General features: G+C 61.3%; 14 protein-coding genes. 8 read left to right on the top strand and 6 right to left on the bottom strand.

Annotation, left to right across the window (positions count from 1 at the left end; translation table 11 throughout):
• Positions 1 to 408 precede the first annotated feature (408 nt).
• From ACO06R_RS14800 to ACO06R_RS14785, 4 genes are all read left to right on the top strand, one after another.
• Entirely contained in the window at positions 409 to 2,172 is a 1,764-nt protein-coding gene (locus ACO06R_RS14800) for a methyl-accepting chemotaxis protein (protein ID WP_421859431.1), read from the top strand.
• Positions 2,173 to 2,310: 138 nt separating this feature from the next.
• Entirely contained in the window at positions 2,311 to 4,125 is a 1,815-nt protein-coding gene (ade, locus tag ACO06R_RS14795; RefSeq protein WP_421851497.1) for an adenine deaminase, read from the top strand.
• A 110-nt stretch (positions 4,126 to 4,235) separates the two neighbouring features.
• Positions 4,236 to 5,414 (top strand): MFS transporter, encoded by a 1,179-nt coding sequence (locus tag ACO06R_RS14790; protein ID WP_421851494.1) that lies wholly within the window; start codon positions 4,236 to 4,238, stop codon positions 5,412 to 5,414.
• Positions 5,415 to 5,523: 109 nt separating this feature from the next.
• Positions 5,524 to 6,687 carry a cytochrome-c peroxidase gene (locus ACO06R_RS14785; RefSeq protein ID WP_421851491.1) on the top strand — a complete coding sequence of 388 codons (1,164 nt, stop codon included), beginning with the start codon at positions 5,524 to 5,526 and terminating at the stop codon, positions 6,685 to 6,687.
• Positions 6,688 to 6,694: 7 nt separating this feature from the next.
• Here ACO06R_RS14785 and ACO06R_RS14780 read toward each other — a convergent pair whose 3' ends face one another.
• Positions 6,695 to 7,081 (bottom strand): winged helix-turn-helix transcriptional regulator, encoded by a 387-nt coding sequence (locus ACO06R_RS14780; protein ID WP_421851488.1) that lies wholly within the window; start codon positions 7,079 to 7,081, stop codon positions 6,695 to 6,697.
• Positions 7,082 to 7,378: 297 nt separating this feature from the next.
• Here ACO06R_RS14780 and ACO06R_RS14775 point away from each other — a divergent pair, with 297 nt between their 5' ends.
• Positions 7,379 to 7,969: an NADPH-dependent FMN reductase gene (locus ACO06R_RS14775; RefSeq protein WP_421851485.1), complete on the top strand. Its 591-nt coding sequence runs from the start codon at positions 7,379 to 7,381 to the stop codon at positions 7,967 to 7,969.
• Positions 7,970 to 8,050: 81 nt separating this feature from the next.
• On the opposite strand, the gene ACO06R_RS14770 is transcribed toward ACO06R_RS14775, so the two are convergent.
• A complete protein-coding gene (locus tag ACO06R_RS14770) occupies positions 8,051 to 8,455 on the bottom strand; it encodes a hypothetical protein (RefSeq protein WP_421851482.1) in 405 nt (134 codons plus the stop codon).
• 319 nt (positions 8,456 to 8,774) lie between these two features.
• Between ACO06R_RS14770 and ACO06R_RS14765 the strand changes: the two genes are divergently transcribed.
• Positions 8,775 to 9,647 carry a DUF6731 family protein gene (locus ACO06R_RS14765; protein WP_421851479.1) on the top strand — a complete coding sequence of 291 codons (873 nt, stop codon included), beginning with the start codon at positions 8,775 to 8,777 and terminating at the stop codon, positions 9,645 to 9,647.
• The gene (locus ACO06R_RS14760; RefSeq protein WP_421851476.1) at positions 9,631 to 10,134 is read left to right on the top strand and encodes a hypothetical protein; all 504 of its coding nucleotides are present in this window, start codon (positions 9,631 to 9,633) and stop codon (positions 10,132 to 10,134) included. Before ACO06R_RS14765 ends, ACO06R_RS14760 begins: the two co-directional genes overlap by 17 nt.
• A 32-nt stretch (positions 10,135 to 10,166) precedes the next feature.
• On the opposite strand, the gene ACO06R_RS14755 is transcribed toward ACO06R_RS14760, so the two are convergent.
• Complete coding sequence (locus ACO06R_RS14755) at positions 10,167 to 10,424, bottom strand: hypothetical protein (RefSeq protein WP_421851474.1); 258 nt, start codon at positions 10,422 to 10,424, stop codon at positions 10,167 to 10,169.
• A gap of 980 nt (positions 10,425 to 11,404) precedes the next feature.
• On the opposite strand from ACO06R_RS14755, the gene ilvA reads away from it, so the two are divergent.
• Entirely contained in the window at positions 11,405 to 12,658 is a 1,254-nt protein-coding gene (gene ilvA, locus ACO06R_RS14750; RefSeq protein ID WP_421851472.1) for a threonine ammonia-lyase IlvA, read from the top strand.
• 23 nt (positions 12,659 to 12,681) lie between these two features.
• On the opposite strand, the gene ACO06R_RS14745 is transcribed toward ilvA, so the two are convergent.
• The 3 genes from ACO06R_RS14745 to ACO06R_RS14735 form a co-directional block, all read right to left on the bottom strand.
• Entirely contained in the window at positions 12,682 to 13,833 is a 1,152-nt protein-coding gene (locus ACO06R_RS14745) for an AI-2E family transporter (protein WP_421851469.1), read from the bottom strand.
• Positions 13,834 to 13,964: 131 nt separating this feature from the next.
• Entirely contained in the window at positions 13,965 to 14,966 is a 1,002-nt protein-coding gene (locus tag ACO06R_RS14740) for an alpha/beta hydrolase (RefSeq protein ID WP_421851466.1), read from the bottom strand.
• 195 nt (positions 14,967 to 15,161) lie between these two features.
• On the bottom strand, positions 15,162 to 17,159 hold the full coding sequence (locus ACO06R_RS14735) for a bifunctional 2',3'-cyclic-nucleotide 2'-phosphodiesterase/3'-nucleotidase (protein ID WP_421851463.1): 1,998 nt from the start codon (positions 17,157 to 17,159) through the stop codon (positions 15,162 to 15,164).
• Positions 17,160 to 17,181 lie beyond the last annotated feature (22 nt).

The raw sequence follows: 17,181 nt of genomic DNA, 5'->3' as shown, positions 1-17,181 counted from the left end.
GCAAATATCGCTGCTGAGTTTGATTTGCCTCTCGAAATCAATTCGGTTGAGATTTTCCTTTTGATATATGCGCTTATATGGGTTTTTGAATGTGTCGAGCTCGTCTGACCAAGTCCCGGACTACACAGGAAGTCTACGCAAGCACATGCGTTCGTGCACACTTACAGTCCACCTCCTCTCCCAAGTGCAAGAAAGTCGAATCCGGCTTCATGAATCCTTAAACATACTTCCCCGATTTTTTACTCGGTCCAAATATTGATGGCATGCGCGTCCGGAGACTGAACGCGCAGCGGCATGATGCCGCGCGGGCCTTCAATCTGGAGAAATCAGGCATCCTTATCAGCGCTTCATTCATGCGCGGATTCGGCATGCATATCGGGAAGGGGAACGGGATTGTTGAATTCATTCATGGGCAAGGCGGGCGAAGCTTCCGCTGTTTTGTCGGCGATCGCGAAGTCCTTCGCCATTATCGAGTTTGACCTGAGTGGCGAAATTCTCGATGCCAACGACAACTTCTGCGCGGCTATGGGGTATGGCCGTGACGAGATCGTCGGCAAGCATCACTCGATGTTTGTTGAACCGGATTATGCCGCCAGCGAAGAGTACCGCAAGTTTTGGGAAATGCTCGGGCGCGGCCAGTATGAAAGCCGCGAATACAAACGCTTCGCAAAGGGCGGTCGGGAAATCTGGATCCAGGCGTCCTACAATCCGGTTTGCGGCAGGAACGGCGAGCCGTACAAGATTGTGAAGTTTGCGACCGATATCACAGAGGCCAAACTACGGGCCGCAGAGGACGAGAGCAAGATCACCGCGGTGACGCGCTCCCAGGCGGTGATCGAGTTCGATCCTCAAGGAACGATCCTGGACGCCAACGAGAACTTTTGCACGACACTTGGTTACGACATGTCGGAAATCCGGGGCAAGCATCACTCGATGTTTGTCGATCCGGCCGACGCGAAAAGCGCTGAGTACCAGGCGTTCTGGGACAAGCTTCGTTCAGGCGACTTCGAGGCTGCGGAGTTCAAGCGTATCGGCAAGACCGGCAAGGAAGTATGGATCCAGGCATCCTACAATCCCGTCTTTGACATGGACGGCCGCATCACCAAGATCGTCAAGTTTGCCACCGACATCACAGGCCGGGTCAACGCGGTGAATTCCATCGGCAACGGGCTTAGGCGCATGGCGGATGGCGATCTTGAGCGCCTCATCGACGAGCCGTTTATCCCGGCACTGGAAAAGTTGCGCATCGACTTCAATGAGTCGGTAAACCGGTTGCGCGACGCGCTCAGGCAGGCCGGATTGAACGCCGATACGATCGACAGCAGTTCGGCGGAAATCCGCACGGCGGCAGACAACCTTTCGCAACGCACTGAAAAACAGGCAGCCTCGGTCGAGGAAACCGCCGCGGCTGTTGAGGAACTGACGGCCTCGGTCAAGGAAACCGCCGAGAGCGCGGTCGAGGCCGGCGATCTGGTCGGCAAGACGCGCAAATCGGCGGAGCGCTCCGGCGTGGTGGTCGGCCAGGCTGTCGAGGCAATGACCGAAATCCAAAACTTCTCGAACAAGATCGGCGACATCATCGGGATCATCGACGAGATCGCCTTTCAGACGAACCTCCTGGCCCTGAACGCCGGGGTTGAGGCTGCAAGGGCGGGCGAGGCGGGCAAGGGCTTTGCGGTCGTCGCGCAGGAAGTCCGTGAACTGGCGCAGCGCTCGGCAGGTGCGGCCAAGGAGATAAAGACGTTGATCGAGGCCTCCGCCCAACAGGTCAAGACCGGCTCGGACTTGGTCGGCGAAACCGGCAAGACGCTCGATGCGATCGTCACCGAAGTCCAGCAGGTCAGCGAGCATGTCGGTTCGATCGTAGAAGCGGTCAAGGAACAGTCCGGCACGTTGCAGGGCATCAACCGGTCCGTCTCCGAAGTCGACAAGGGCACGCAGCAGAACGCCGCCATGGTCGAGGAATCGACAGCGGCCAGCCACAGCCTCGCCAACGAAGCGCGGTCGCTCAACCAGTTGCTGCAGCATTTCAGGCTTGGCGTGGCTGCCGGCAAATCTGGTGATGCGCCGCCGGCGCGGCCGGTCCCCGTCAAACAGGCGGCTGCAATGCCCAAGCCGCTCCCGGTTTCCGGCAATACGGCGCTCAAGGCGGATGATTGGGAAGAGTTCTAGCATTGGATAGGCCTGACGCTCCCTGCCGCTGGGCACAGCACGGCAAGCGGCGTCCTCGCGGCGCCGCTTGCTGTAGTTCTACGCACTGGTAATGTCAGCCGCGCCCGTGCATGGTGTCGCCGAATTCCGGAGACAAACATGCCATCTGACAACAAACCCTTTTCAGAACCAAAGCCTTGGACCGAATGTGCCCGCGACCTGGTCAATGTTGCCATGGGCCGGCGGCCGGCCGACATGGTCGTGCGCAACGGCAAATGGGTCAACGTCCATTCAGGCGAGGTGATACCGGCGACCGATCTGGCCATCATCGACGGACGTTTCGCCTATTGCGGGCCTGATGCGTCGCACTGCATCGGCGACGGCACCCGCGTCGTCGACGCGCGCGGCCGCTATCTGGTGCCCGGCCTCTGCGACGGCCACATGCATGTCGAAAGCGGCATGCTGACGGTCACCGAATTTGTCCGCGCCGTTGCCCCGCACGGCACCACCTCCATGTTCGTCGACCCGCATGAGATTGCCAATGTGCTCGGCCTCGACGGCGTTCGCATGATGCATGACGAGGCGATGGGCATGCCGACCAACGTCTTCGTGCAGATGCCGTCCTGCGTCCCGTCGGCGCCAGGGCTGGAACATGCCGGCGCATCGCTCGGGCCGCAGGAGATCGCCGAGGCGATGGCCTGGCCGAACATCATCGGCCTTGGCGAGGTGATGAACTTTCCCGGTGTCGCCGCCAACGACCAGACGATGGCTGGTGCCATCGAAGCTACCGTAAAGGCCGGCAAGACGGTCGGTGGTCATTACGCCTCGCCGGATCTGGGTCTGCCGTTCCACGGCTATGTTGCCGGCGGCCCGGCCGACGACCACGAAGGCACGCGCGCCGAGGACGCGATTGCCCGTGTGCGGCAAGGCATGAAGGCCATGTTGAGGCTCGGATCGGCTTGGTACGACGTCGCCGAGCAGATCAAGGCGGTCACCGAGCAGGGCATAGATCCGCGCAACTTCATCTTGTGCACAGACGATTCCCATTCCGGAACGCTGGTCCGCGACGGCCACATGGACCGGGTCGTGCGTCACGCTATCGGCCAGGGCCTGTCGCCAATCTGCGCTATCCAGATGGCGACCGTCAACACCGCCCAACATTTCGGGCTCGAACGCGAACTGGGCTCCATCGCCCCTGGCCGGCGGGCCGATTTCCTGATTGTCTCGGATCTGGCCGCGCTTGCGATCGACGAGGTCTATGCGCGCGGCGTGCAGCTCGCCCGCGATGGTAAGCTGACCGCCGACATTCCGGTCTGGGATTATCCCGACACGGCCAAAAACACGGTGCGGCTGAGCCGCGAAATTGCCGCCTCCGATTTCGCCATCGCGGCGCCGGCAGGTACGGCGGAAGTCGATGTTCGTGTCATCGGCGTCATCGAAAATCAGGCGCCGACGCGGGCGCTTGAAGCACGGCTGCCGGTCTCCGGCGGCATCGTCGGCATGGACCGCGTCAACGATGTCTGCCAGATCGCCCTGGTCGAGCGCCACCGTGGCACCGGCGCTGTCTCCAACGCCTTCGTCTCCGGCTTCGGCTACACGCAGGATTGTGCCATGGCCTCGACCGTCGCTCATGACAGCCACCACATGATCGTCGTCGGCACCAACCGCAACGACATGGCAATCGCTGCCAACCGGCTGGGCGAGATCGGCGGCGGCGTGGTAATGATCTCCAAGGGCGAGGAACTGGCGCTGATCGAAATGCCGATCGCCGGGCTGATGTCGGACGAGCGTGCCGAGATTGTCGCCGCCAAGGCTGATGTGCTGGGCGCGGCGATGCGCGAGATGGGATGCACGCTCAACAATGCCTACATGCAGCACTCGCTGCTGGCGCTGGTGGTGATCCCGGAACTCAGGATCTCCGATGTCGGTCTCGTCGATGTCAGGACATTCGAGAAGGTCGACGTGTTCGTGTAGAAGCCGGGAAGGGGCTTCGATTGCCCGCCTGATGCCGCGGCATTGCCCGCGCGCGCCGCCCGTGCCAAGGGAGTGGCGTTCCACCGTCCCGTCCCGAAAGCGATTCTGCTGTGAAGCTCACCGCGCTGCTGCCGTTCCTGCTGCTGCTTTTCGTCGGCACGGCCTGCAGTTCCATGATCGTGCCGTTCATGGGGTTTTTCCTGGTCGAGGGGCTGGGCCGCGATCCCTGGACGATCAGCGTCTATTCGGCGCTGGCCGTCTGCCTGACGGTCACCGTCAACCGGCTGTTTGCGCGCCGGATCGATGCCGGTTCGCCGGTGTCACCGCTGATCGGAATGGCGCTTGGCGGCTATCTCGCCGCCACCCTGGCGCTGTCGGTGTCGCCCGCCCTGTGGACGGTGATGACGATCGGCGTGCTCGGCTTCGGCTTCAGTTCAAGCGCGATATCGACCATGTTCAGTCTCGGCGGTGTGTTAGCCGAGCGCCGGGAAATCGAGCGCAGCAGCTTCAATGCGTGGATGCGCGCGACCACATCGACCGCCTGGATGGTCGGACCGGCGCTGTCCTTTTTCGTCGCCGACCGTTTCGGCGAGGCGTCCGTGTTCAAGCTCTGCGCCGTGCTGGCGCTGGTCTGGCTGGTGTTGTGGCGTGTTGCCTTGCCGCGCGACATCACCGCCGAAGCGCCGCCCAGGGCGGGAGCGGACGGCGAAACCGAGCGTTTCAACACCGGGCTATGGCTGTCGGTCGCCTTCGTGTTTTGCCTGTCGACGGCGCATTCGCTGACTTTTGCCGCCTTGCCGCTGTTTTATGTCCGTGAGGTCGGCTTGCCGGGTTACGCGCCGGGCACCGCCTTCTCCATCAAGACATTCGTCGAGGTGTTTGCGATCTTTTCGACGCCGTTTCTGATCGCCCGCTTCGGGCTGTGGCGGTCGCTGATGGCAACGACGCTGCTTGCCGTCGTCACCATACAGGTTCTGGCCGCTGTCTCCTCTTTCCCGCAGATGCTGGCCGGTGCGGCGCTGGAGGGCCTCTATTACGGGCTTTACGCCAGCCTCGGCATCTCGTTTGTGCAGTCCTTTGCCGCCGGCCGCCCGGCCCGCGCCACGGCGATCTACTGGAACGCCATGATGGTAACGGGCATCCTGGCTGGCCCGGCGGTCGGCGTGATCGCCCAACTGCGCGATTTCGCAACCGTCATCCAGGTTGCCTCAGCCGTTGCCGCTTGCGCTGCGCTCATCCTGTTCCTTGGCGGCTGGCAGACGCGGAGGCGTTCGGCTACTGCCGCGTAACGCGCCGGATCTCGCTCATTGAATGTGTCGGAGGTTGATCGAAGTCATTTCTGCGATTTGATTGATGATCTAAATATGACAAATGTTGTCAACAAAGGAGACCGCCGCCATGATCCGCAAAGGCATCGTAATCGTTGTTCCGATTTTCGCGGTGTCGTTTGCGGCGCTTGCGGCGGTTGGCCAGTCGGCAACGACGCCTGAACCTGCGGTCCCGCTCGGCACGCTTGAAGCGCTGGGCGAGGCGCTGTTCTTCGACACCGACCTGTCGGCCGGCCGCACCCAGGCCTGCGCCACCTGCCACGATCCCGCCTTCGGCTTCGCCGATCCGCGCGGCATGGCCTCGACAGGTGATGACGGCGTGTCGCTTGGCGATCGCAATGCGCCGACGGCAGCCTATGCGGCGTTCTCGCCAACCTTCCACAAGAACAGCGACGGCGAGTGGATCGGCGGCCAATTCCTCGATGGCCGGGCCGCCACATTGGAGGACCAGGCCGGCGGTCCGCCGCTCAATCCAATTGAGATGGCGATGCCCGACAAGGCGTCCGTGGTCGCGCGGCTTGCCGAAAAGCCGGATTATGAAGCCGCTTTCGCCGCACTGTTCGGCCCGGACACGCTGGGTGATGCCGAGGCCGGCTACGCCGCCATGACCAGTGCCATCGCCGCTTTCGAGCGAACGGATGTCTTCGCGCCGTTTGATTCCAGATATGACCGGTTTCTCGCCGGCGAGGTGCAACTGACAGACCAGGAGGAACTAGGCCGGTTGCTGTTCTTTTCCGAACAGTTCACCAACTGCAACCAGTGCCACCAGCTTTCGCGCAGCGCCATCGATCCGCGCGAGACCTTCACCGACTACCGGTTCCACAATATAGGCACGCCGGAAAACCTGGCGCTTCGCGATCTCAACGGCGTTGCCGCCGGCACCATTGATGACGGGCTTCTGGCCAATCCGCTCGTTGATGATCCGGCCGAGCGCGGCAAGTTCCGCACGCCGACCCTGCGCAATGTCGCGGTGACCGGGCCCTATATGCACAATGGCGTGTTCGAGGATCTGCGCACGGTGGTCCTGTTCTACAACAAGTACAACACCCGCAACCCGGAGCGCCTGATCAATCCGGAGACCGGCGAACCGTTTCGCGCCGCACCCGTGCCGGACACGATTTCGGAGGAAGAACTGACGCATGGCCCGGCGCTCGACGATCAGCGCATCGACGCGCTGGTGGCCTTCCTGAAGACGCTGACCGACGCCCGTTACGAGTACCTTCTGGAAGAGTAGGGACCGCTCACAGCCCTTCCTGACGCGCCTCATAGCGCGTCCGCGCTGCCGCCACCCTGTCTTCGTTGGCGACCGCCCAGCGCCCGAGCGCATGCACCGGCACCAGCAGCGACTGGCCGAGTTCGGTCAGCGAATAGTCGACGCGCGGCGGGATCACCGGCGTGACGACGCGTTCCACGATGCCGTTCCGTTCAAGGTCGCGCAGCACCGAGGTCAGCACCTTCTGGCTGATCGTGCCGATCTCGCGCTTCAGTTCGGAAAACCGTTTCGGCCGCTCCGACAGGCGGATCAGCACCAGCATGCTCCATTTCGACGAGATCGCGCTGAGCAGGTCGCCGACCGGGCGGCACAGCTGGCCCAGCTCGTTTATGTGTTCGGGGGCAGGTTTCTCCATGGTAACTCCGGTGACGAAAAAGTGCCGTCTTGTGCGCGGTTTCGCACCGTCTATATGGTTTCCCGGTATCAAAAAGCGACGCCGGTATCAAATCCATACCACGGTTTCCCTATTTGATCGAATGGCCGCCCGCCGAGCGCTGAAGACCGGAAATTCTCATGTGACCGACCCGCAATTCCCGTTGCGGGAACGGGATCGTGCGCGCCCGGCGGCGGCCACAACCGGACACGAGACAGCACAGCCACAGGACAACCGGCGCGCCGCAGGCCGCCATATCGAACCACAGGAGACGCAATCATGACCCTCAAGCTCAACGTCGTCATCGCCTCGACCCGCCCCGGTCGCATCGGCCCGAAAATCGCCGGCTGGGTGGCGGATTTTGCAAGCCAAAACAGCGACTTCGAGGTCGAGCTGGTCGATCTCGCAGAATTCGACCTGCCGCTGCTCGACGAGACCGGCCATCCGCGCGCCCAGGCCTACGAGCACGAACACACAAAGCGCTGGAGCTCCAGTGCCGCGTCGGCCGACGCCTTCGTCTTCGTCACGCCCGAATACGACTATTTCGCCCCGGCATCGCTGGTCAACGCGCTGCAGGTGCTGGCCGCCGAATGGTCCTACAAGCCGGCCGGCCTCGTCGGCTATGGCGGCATTTCCGGCGGGTTGCGCGCCATCCAGGGCGAGAAGCTGTTGTTGGCCAATCTCGGCATGATGCCGATCCCGCAGGAGGTGCCGGTGCCGATGGTCTGGGATTATCTGGGTGAAGACGGTGTGTTCACACCGAGCGAACCGATCGCCGACGGCACCAGGGGCATGCTCGCAGAACTTCATAAATGGGCCGGCGCGCTTGCGCCGCTGCGCAAGCAAGAACAGGAGCGCAAGGCCGCGTGACCGGCACATCGAAGGGCAGGGCGCCCCGCCTCCCGGAGCCGGGGGGCGGGGCGTTTTCCGATCACGCTGATTCTGGATTGATTACCAACACATCTTTCTTCGGCGTGGAGGCTGAAGCCCGCGCTGGCGAATACGCCCGCGATAGGTTTCGCGAAATTCGGCGGAGTGATCGGCGTCAATGGCCGTATCGATCCGCTTGACGCAACGCTGTTCGCCGCGTCCGGAGTGGAAACCACGATGCCATTCCCCTTCGCGAGAAGCGAGCTGGTCAAGATCGCCCAGTTCGAAGCAGCGCCAAGCTCCTTCGTCAGGCAATCCCTTGTTGGACGTGCCGCCGAACTGCCAGACGAGAGTGGTCCAGCTACGAAGCCCGGGCCCAAGGATATGGGGGCAGAATTCGCGCGGCAGGTCGTTGCAGAGTCCGGTGACCTGTTTGTGGTTGATGATTGCGTCCCTAAGGAGCGCGATTTTCTCTTCTAACGTCATGTTTCGGTATCCTTTCCACCGAATGCGACCACATCGCACTTGTCCCGGAACAGGAGAGACGTTAGAATTCAAATGCCAAGGGAGGTTCTAAGCCTACCTTTTCCGAGTGACCTGCGTGCGAGTGATCTAACGAGCTTTGCAGGTCATTTTGATTCCGAGACCGGTGCCGGGTGGCAGCCCGTCGCCGGTCTCGGATTCCTTCACAGACGCGTCTGCGAATCACCCCTCAGAATACGGCATCGCCCCCGAAGCGCGTCAAGCATTGCGGGTGTTCCATTCCATTACAGGTTGTGGATAATGCACCGTAAGTGGAGGGCGCATGGATCGAGTCGTAAGAGCCAGATTTTTCCAAGTCGAGAATGTAAGCGCACATGATGCCACGTTCTTTGACTGCCTTACCCGTCTTTGGGAGCATGGGCGGCGAGAGACATATCAAGAGATATTTGGCGGGATAAGGGTCCGGTTGGAGCGCTTCTCGCCAGAGATAGACGCAGATGGATTTGTGGAAGGCGAGTTTGTTCGCCAGCAGCAGGAAAACGTCCCGCCAATAGCCCAAGACGAACTGCCTCTAGAGGGGACTGATGATCCCGTCGGCCACCGGTGCGCATTTCGCTACCTTCCTGCGATCAACGCGTTATTACTTGAATCCAGAAGAGAGACCTTAACGCCGATGCGTATAGATGCCTTCGTTAAGGCGCGGATACAGCGACATAAGGGTTTCTTTATTTCGCCTATTCTGTCGGAAACTGCTCTTGAGCGTCTCCGAAACGGCACTCCGCGCAAGGTGCGGATGCGTGTAGCTCGACCAAACGAGTTGGCTCAAGTCGAAGGTGATCCGCTAGATATCGAAGATAATCTGGCGAGATTTCAGGAGTTTTTAGGCGGGCCAAATATCGAAGTTTCCGCCGGTTTTCCCAAAGGCCACCATGAGGGGCGGCTTAATCTGGGTAATCTGAACGAACTGGTTAGATGGGCGACGAACCGGCGCGGGAATGTCGAACATCTTAGCGTCAAGATACTGGAAGAGGCTGAACCAATCGACATATTCAGTGAACAGATCAAGGTCATGGATGAGCTTGAGCTGGATAACCGGGATGTGGAGCGGCACTATGCCACCCGGCGCGACTATCTCCGTCAAGCGTTTCGAGATTATCGGCCTGTAATAGAGAGGATTTATGGACGAGGTGACTGATTTGCCGCGGAGGATATCGGCCGCTAGCGGAACCTTCCTTTCGCTAGCGCCGGTAATACACGCGCTGCTCGCGGCTCTAGCGGGTACAGCGGTAATCACTGTGCTGTCAGGCAACGAGTCGCTAAATTACGAATATATCTATTCCGGTGTTTTTGATCTGATTTCGCTATTTACCGGCTTTCTTGGCACCTTTTATGTCTTTGTCGTTACCAAGGGGAATAGGTTCTTGCAGGCCATACAACGAACGCCCACTTTCGCAGCTATGGTCCACCTGCTGAAGTTTACAATCGTTTGGTCAGTAGGAATGATTGTGTGTTCATATGTGCTGGTCATTCTTAATCCGAAGGATTTGGAGTTCCTCTCGGTTGAACAGGCGTTTGTTTTCTTTTGGGTTTTTAATGTAACGCTGATAGTTTACAATTTTACGCGCTGTGTTCGGCAGTTCGGGATTGCTACCGACATAACCAAAGGTGAGCGGGATGTCTGATACACTCTTTGGTTTGTGCGCTCTCAATGGCTCTACCTTAACCGCATCGGCCGCCACACCACGATGTCCGGCTTTCGGTCGCGGTCATATTCCGACGCCGTGATGCGGCAGTCGGTCGACCCGCATTCGCCGCAGCGAAACGGCAATCGCTCGATCTCGCGCGCCGGATTGACGAATTGCACGACATCGGCCGCCATGAAGCGCGCGACATGGCCGCAGCCGCGGCACGCTACGGCGAGGATCATGCCGTGGCGGGCGGCCTGGCGCAAAGATCTGATCGGTCCTGGCATCGCCCGCACCTATCGAACAAACAGCGAACATCGTCAATCGTCGCGTAGCGGCAGGGTGGCCGCCCTGACGCTTCTTTCTATCGGGCGGAAAGATCCCGCCCAAATACGCAACACAGAAAAATGCAATCCACCGCCCCAAAGCTCCCTTGGACTCTGTCCGGTCCTCTCGCGGAAGCCCGGCGTGCACACCGGCTCACAGGGGGAGGAACGGTGCCTGGTGGGGTGAGGAGTGTCCGACCGCAGGTCGGTCCATCGGCAACGAGTTGTCGATTAGAGCGACGAACGCCCGGATCGAAAGTGAAGGGCCGGCGGTCAAACACACGGTGACTCACCTGGGTGATGAACCCCCAAGCCGGGGTGGCATGAAGCGGCGCCATATCTCCCCCCGCAAGGGGGGGGAGATAGGCAACCGTACCCGTTGCACAAGTTTTTAACGCACTTCGGCGTTTATCCAACGAATTCAATCGCATCGGCCGCGCGCGCAGAAAAACTTATGCACCGCATCCGGGCCTCCCATATGATTGTCCCGCCTTCTTTTGGAAGCCGGGTCTAGAACCGACCACCCGGAAGAGGGACGGTGCCTGCCGGGGTGAGGAGTGCTCGCCCGCAGGTCGGTCCATCGGCAACGAGTTGTCGATTGGAACGACGAACGCCCGGATCGAAAGCGAAGGGCCTGCGGCGGTGTCAGGTCACTCACCTGGGTGATGAACCCCCACGGCAGGGCGGCATGAAGCGGCGCGCGCAGTCTTGTTTTCCCGGACAGAGTTCCGGGCCGCCGACCGAAGCTGCAAGACCACCGAACGGGCGGTCCGAGGATCGCTATACTCAAAAGACGTTGCGATGCTTTGACCGCCCGTCTTCCAGAATATGAACAATCCGGCCCGCTATCCGGGCGCGGGATCGATGACATGTGCCTGCATGGCGCCTGCAAGGGGATAGAGGATTGCTTTCGCCGGAAAGAACCGACACTAACCCTCGCCATGACCGAGTTCGTTACCGCCGTTGCCGACGCCACCGCTGCCATGCGGAGCCTGTTTGCCGAAACGCCGCTGCAGGAAAACATTTTCCTTGCCGGGAAACATGGCTGCCGCGTCTTCTTGAAGCGCGAGGACCTGTCGCCCGTGCGGTCCTACAAGATCCGCGGCGCGCTCAATTTCATTCGCAAGCGGCTGGCCGAGGGCAATGACGGGCCGTTCGTTTGCGCCTCGGCCGGCAATCACGCCCAGGGGCTGGCCTATGTCTGCCGGCATTTCGGAAAGTCGGGCGTCGTTTTCATGCCGGTCACCACGCCGCAGCAGAAGATCGACAAGACCCGCGCATTTGGCGGCGACAATGTCGAGATCCGCCTTGTTGGCGACTATTTCGACGATTGCAACAGCGCCGCGCTGGACTATGCCGCAGAGGCCGGGGCCACCTTCGTTCCGCCCTTCGACCATGCCGATATCATCGAGGGTCAGGCCTCTGTCGCGGCAGAAGCACTGGCGCAAGCCCCCGCCGGCGTCACCTTCGACCGGGTCGTTGTCGCCGTTGGCGGCGGCGGGATCGCCTCCGGCCTGACCCGCTATTTCGCCGATACGGGCGAGGATGCCGCCTTCACGCTGGTCGAGCCGGCCGGCGCGCCGAGCCTGCACACCAGCCTGAAGGAAGGCGAGCGGGTGCGGCTGCCGCGCTTCGACAATTTCGTCGACGGTGCGGCCGTCGGCCAGATCGGGGCCGCGACATGGGACATCCTGAAGCGCTATTCGCCCGAAGATGTCGATCTCGTCTCCGAAGACCGGCTGTGCACCACCATCATCGAGATGCTGAACATCGAGGGTGTCGTGCTGGAGCCGGCCGGCGCGCTGACCATCGACGCGCTGAAGGACCTGCCGGCGCGCACGCTGAAGGGCCGCAACGTGTTGTGCATCGCGTCCGGCGGTAATTTCGATTTCGAGCGGTTGCCGGAGGTTAAGGAGCGGGCGTTGCGCGCCGGCGGGCTGAAGAAGTATTTCGTCATCCGCATGCCGCAGCGGCCCGGCGCGCTGCGCGATTTCCTCGATCTGCTCGGCCCCGACGAGGACATCACCCGCTTCGAATACCTGAAGAAATCGGCGCGCAATTTCGGCTCGGTCCTGATCGGTATCGAGACCTCTAACCCGGCGAACTTCGCCGGCCTGATGGCGCGCATGAACGACGCCGGCATCACCTGGCAGGACATCTCCGACAGCGAACTGATCGCCGGTCTGCTGGTTTAGAGCGTATCTCGGTTGTCGGATCGTCAGTAGTCGTTGCGCTGACTGTCCGGTTCGTCTTCCACCTGGTAGGCGCCGCCATTGGTTTCCACGAGCTTGCGGATCGTGTCATGGCGTTGCGGCGGTATACGGCCGGCCCGCGACAAGAGGATGGCGATCGGCCGGGTTCCCTCGAACTCGGAGAACACGATCACCAGAATAGCGGTCACCGGCACCGAGAGGAGCGCGCCCGAAATGCCCCACAGCGAACCCCAACTGGTCAGCGAGACCAGAATGACGAAAGGGCTCAGATTGAGCTGCCGGCCCATCAGGCTCGGCTCCAGGAAGCTACCGACGAAGATCTGGCAGATCGTCAACCCGAAAAAACAGGTGGCGATCATCGTCCAGTCGCCCTCGAACTGAACGATGGCTATCGCCGTCGGGAAAAGCACGCCGCCCATCGAGCCGACATAGGGGATGTAGTTCAACAGTGCGATCAGCACTGCCCAGAACGCGGCAAAATCGAGGCCGATAAACACCATCACGACATAGCTGATCAGGCCGAGGACCAGATTGACGAAGGTTTTGGCCGCCAGATAGTCGCCGATACGGTCGTTGATGGTGGTGACGATCTGGCCGATCAGCGCGCTGTCGGCGGGATCGGACGACAACCGGCTGAGCTTGCGCGCAAAGACCTGCCGCTCGGCCAGCGCGAAACCGGTATAGACGATGACGACGAACAGCCCGCCGACAAGAACCGAGATCGACGTGACCGTCGAACTGACCAGCGATTGCAGGCGGATTTCGCCGAACACGTCACGGCGGATCGTCGCCCAGGTCGGTTCGGTCTCGAAACCGAACTGCACCGCCAGCCCCTGGATGATGCGCAGCAGCGATGCCTGGTATTGCGGGATCAGCGCGATGACCTGGTTGATGTTGGAGATGATCAGGAACACGAAGGCCGAGACGATGAACGCGATGGCCAGGATGGAGATCGTGAACCGCAGCGGTCCGGGGATCAGCGGACCGACGACCGGCAATTGGCCCATGCGGCGCGCCAGCGCGGTCACGATATAGGCGATGATGATACTGGCGATCACCGGCACGAATACGTTCTGGCCGATATAGAGGATCCAGCCGACCATGATCGCGAGCGCAAGGCCGTAGACCAGGTTCCGGAAGCGATCGTGGGTCTGCATTGTTTCCCGTGCTCAGACTGCCGAACGATAATGGCAGCTTTCATTCGGAGTTTTCAACCGTGCCGCCGCCAGCCGTTGCAGTGCAGCAGAGCCGGTGTGGCCAAGTCAAGCGCCATCGCGGCAGCGTCGGACTAGATACTGTTGACGAATTCCGTGATCGCCGTCGCAAACGCGGCATTGTTGGAGGGCGACATGATGTCGCCGGCGATAACGTGATTATAGGCATCGCCGGAGGCTTCGGCCCTCAGCACCGAAACCGGACCGCCCCAACGCTCCATTGTGGTCTCGGTTGCCACTGGGTCAACAATCTGGTCCTCCGGGTGGAAGATGAAAAGTGCCGGGACATCGACATCGCCGAGCGCGACCGTACGGACATGGCGCACCAGCGCCGCCATCGGCAGCACTGCGACGGTCGGGTAGCGCGTCGTCCAGTTTTTGGCATGCCGGTCGTTGACCGGTTCGAAACTGCGTTGCCGACCGCCAATGACCGGGATGAAGTCGCGCGCAAACGGCAGCGTCAGTAAACCCGCCAGACGCGAGCGAATGGCAAAATTGGGCGACACGAAGACGATGCCGTCGATCCTGTCCTTCAATTCGGGATGCGCTGCAGCCAGCGCAGCAAGCGTCCCGCCGGTCGAAGTGGAGACCAGCACCACCTTGTCGCCGATACGGTTGCCGATCTCGATCGCCTCGGCAGTGTCGTTGAGCCAGTCATTGACCGACGCGCTCGCCATGGCGGGGCCATCGCGGCCGTGACCGGTCAGCCGGGTGTAGAAGATGTTGGCTTGAAGTGCCTCGGCCGCCATGTCGGGCACGGGTCTGATTTCAGCCTTGGCGGCGGAGAAGCCGTGCAGGTAGACCAGCGCGATCGGGGTCTTGGCCCGCGATTCCGGAAACGCCCAGACGATCTCCTTCTCGGCGCTATCCCGCAGATCGGGCACCGATGCTTCGCTGTTCTCCAGGTACCGGTCGAGGTCTTCGTCGACCGCCGTTGCACTGAAACGCAGGGTCAGATCGACTGGTTCGCGCGGCCCGAGCACGAAAGTAATGGCGCCCGCCGCCAACAGGATGAGAATGAGATAGAGCAGCGATCGGATCCACGAACGTCGTTTGGGGCTCTTTGCGGCTGTCATGATGCTATCCGTCCGGTTGCGCAGATTGCCGGTACGCCGAACCGCGCCGCCGAATCCCTCGAAAAGTTCCCTCTGCGTGATGGTAGACGCCGGGGCGGGTGAACGCAATTGGCGGTGACGCTGCCGCACTGGGAAAGCCGGCCATGGCGGAACGCACCGGCGCGCCTTTCGCGCGCCGGTCTAGGATCGATCAGCTTAAAGCGCCAGACGGTATTTGGCGAAGCCTTCACTGCCTTCGCCCGCCGGCTCGATGGTCACGGCCTTGACGTCGGAGATGTACTCCGCGCCGCGCGGACCGGTTTCGAAGATCGCCGTCGTGTCGGCTTGCGGCGCAAACCGCCAGTTGGCGTCGGCCGACGGGTTGATCGTGCCCTGGTCGACAATGTAGCGGACGATGACGTCGCGGTTGGTGTCCGGCGCGACAAGGATGATCTTGTCGGCGGAAACGCCCGGGAAATTGCCGCCGCCGCCGGCCCGGTAGTTGTTCGTCGCGATGACGAATTTCTGCTGCGGATCGATCGGCTCACCGCCAAACTTCAAGTTCTTGATGCGACTGGAATCGGCATTCTCGATCTCGCCCTTGGCCGTGTACTTACGCGGCTGCGACAGGTCGATCTCGTAGGTGACGCCGTCGATCACGTCGAAATTGTAGGACGGGAAGTCGTCGGCGATCAGTGGCTGATCGGCTTTGCCGGTCTCCACTTGGTTGAAGATCCCGGCCGACATCTCAAGCCATTCCTTGACGTCGGCGCCGCTGATGACCATGGCGCGCACCGTGTTCGGATACAGATAGAGATCGGCGACATTCTTGATCGCCACGTCGCCAGCCGAAACTTCGGTATAATATTCGGGGCCGCCGCGGCCGCCGGCCTTGAAGGGAGCGGCTGCCGAAAGCACCGGAAGGCCGTCCCATTCCGTGCCTTTCATCAGATCGTCGACATACCAGGTTTGCGCCTGGCTGACGATCTGCACCGACGGGTCGTCGGCGACGAGCGCAAAGTAGGAATGCAGTGGCGCCGATGTCTTGCCGACGGCGGTGCGCACATAGGCAAGCGTCGCCTCGTGAACGTCGCTGACGCTGTCGAGCACTTCCTGCTTGCTCTCCACCAGAGGCGCGATCTTGCGGTTCTCGCCCCGTTTGTAGATCGGGCGCGCCTCGGAGGTGAAGTCGATCAGACGCCAGCCATTGCCATCCTTCTCGAGCATCAGGTCTATCAAGCCGAGATGCGAGCCCCAGAAGCCGCCCATGACAGCCGGTTTGCCGTGGATCGTACCTCTGACATGATCGACAGCGGCAAAGCCCTCATACTTCGGGCCGGGAAAATCGAGGTGGCTGTGGCCGGTCATCACCGCGTCGATGCCGTCGACTGCGGCCAGCGGCACCGAGGCGTTTTCCATGCCGTCTACGTGGTTGGCGTCGCCGATGCCCGAATGCGACAGCGCGATGATTATGTCGGCGCCATCTTCCTTCATCTGCGGGATCCAGGCCTTGGCCGTTTCAACGATGTCGCGGGTCTGCGCCTTGCCGGTCAGGTGACGCTGGTCCCACTGCATGATCTGCGGTGGCACGAAACCGATCAACCCGACATTGACCTGATGTTCGGTGCCGTCACCGGTCTTCACGGTCTTCTTCATGATGACGTAGGGCTTGAGGAACAGATCGTCCTCGCGCGGATTAGCGGCCAGCATGCCCTTGGCGACATTGGCGCAGACGAACGGGAAGTTTGCGCCGTTCAGCACCTTGAACATGAAATCGAGGCCGTAGTTGAACTCGTGATTGCCGAGGGTCGCGCAGTCGTAGCCGAGCGTGTTCATCGCGGAGATGACCGGGTGCATTTCGCCATCGTTCATGCCGCGCTCATAGGCGATGTAGTCGCCCATCGGATTGCCCTGCAGGAAATCGCCATTGTCGACGAGCATCGCGTTGGTCGCTTCGGCGCGGATCGAATCGATAATCGACGCGGTGCGCGCAAGACCCATGGTGTCGTTCGGGCGGTCGCCATAATAGTCATACGGGAAGACGTGAACGTGGATGTCCGTCGTTTCCATGAGACGGAGATGTGCCTGGTTGGCCGCCGCACGAGCGGAAAACGGATGCAGCATGATCAGGGCACTTGTCGCGGCGGCGCCGGCGAGCAGCGAACGTCGCGTGATTGGATGTAGTGATGCAGGATGGGCAATGTCGTTTCGCATGGTCAGCTCCTTGTGAACCGCT

Origin of the sequence: Oricola sp., assembly GCF_965230365.1 — a bacterium.
In the GTDB taxonomy this organism is placed as follows: Bacteria; Pseudomonadota; Alphaproteobacteria; order Rhizobiales; family Rhizobiaceae; genus Oricola.
The sequence above is the reverse complement of the archived record's forward strand: the minus strand, read 5'-3'. Positions and strand labels throughout refer to the sequence as shown.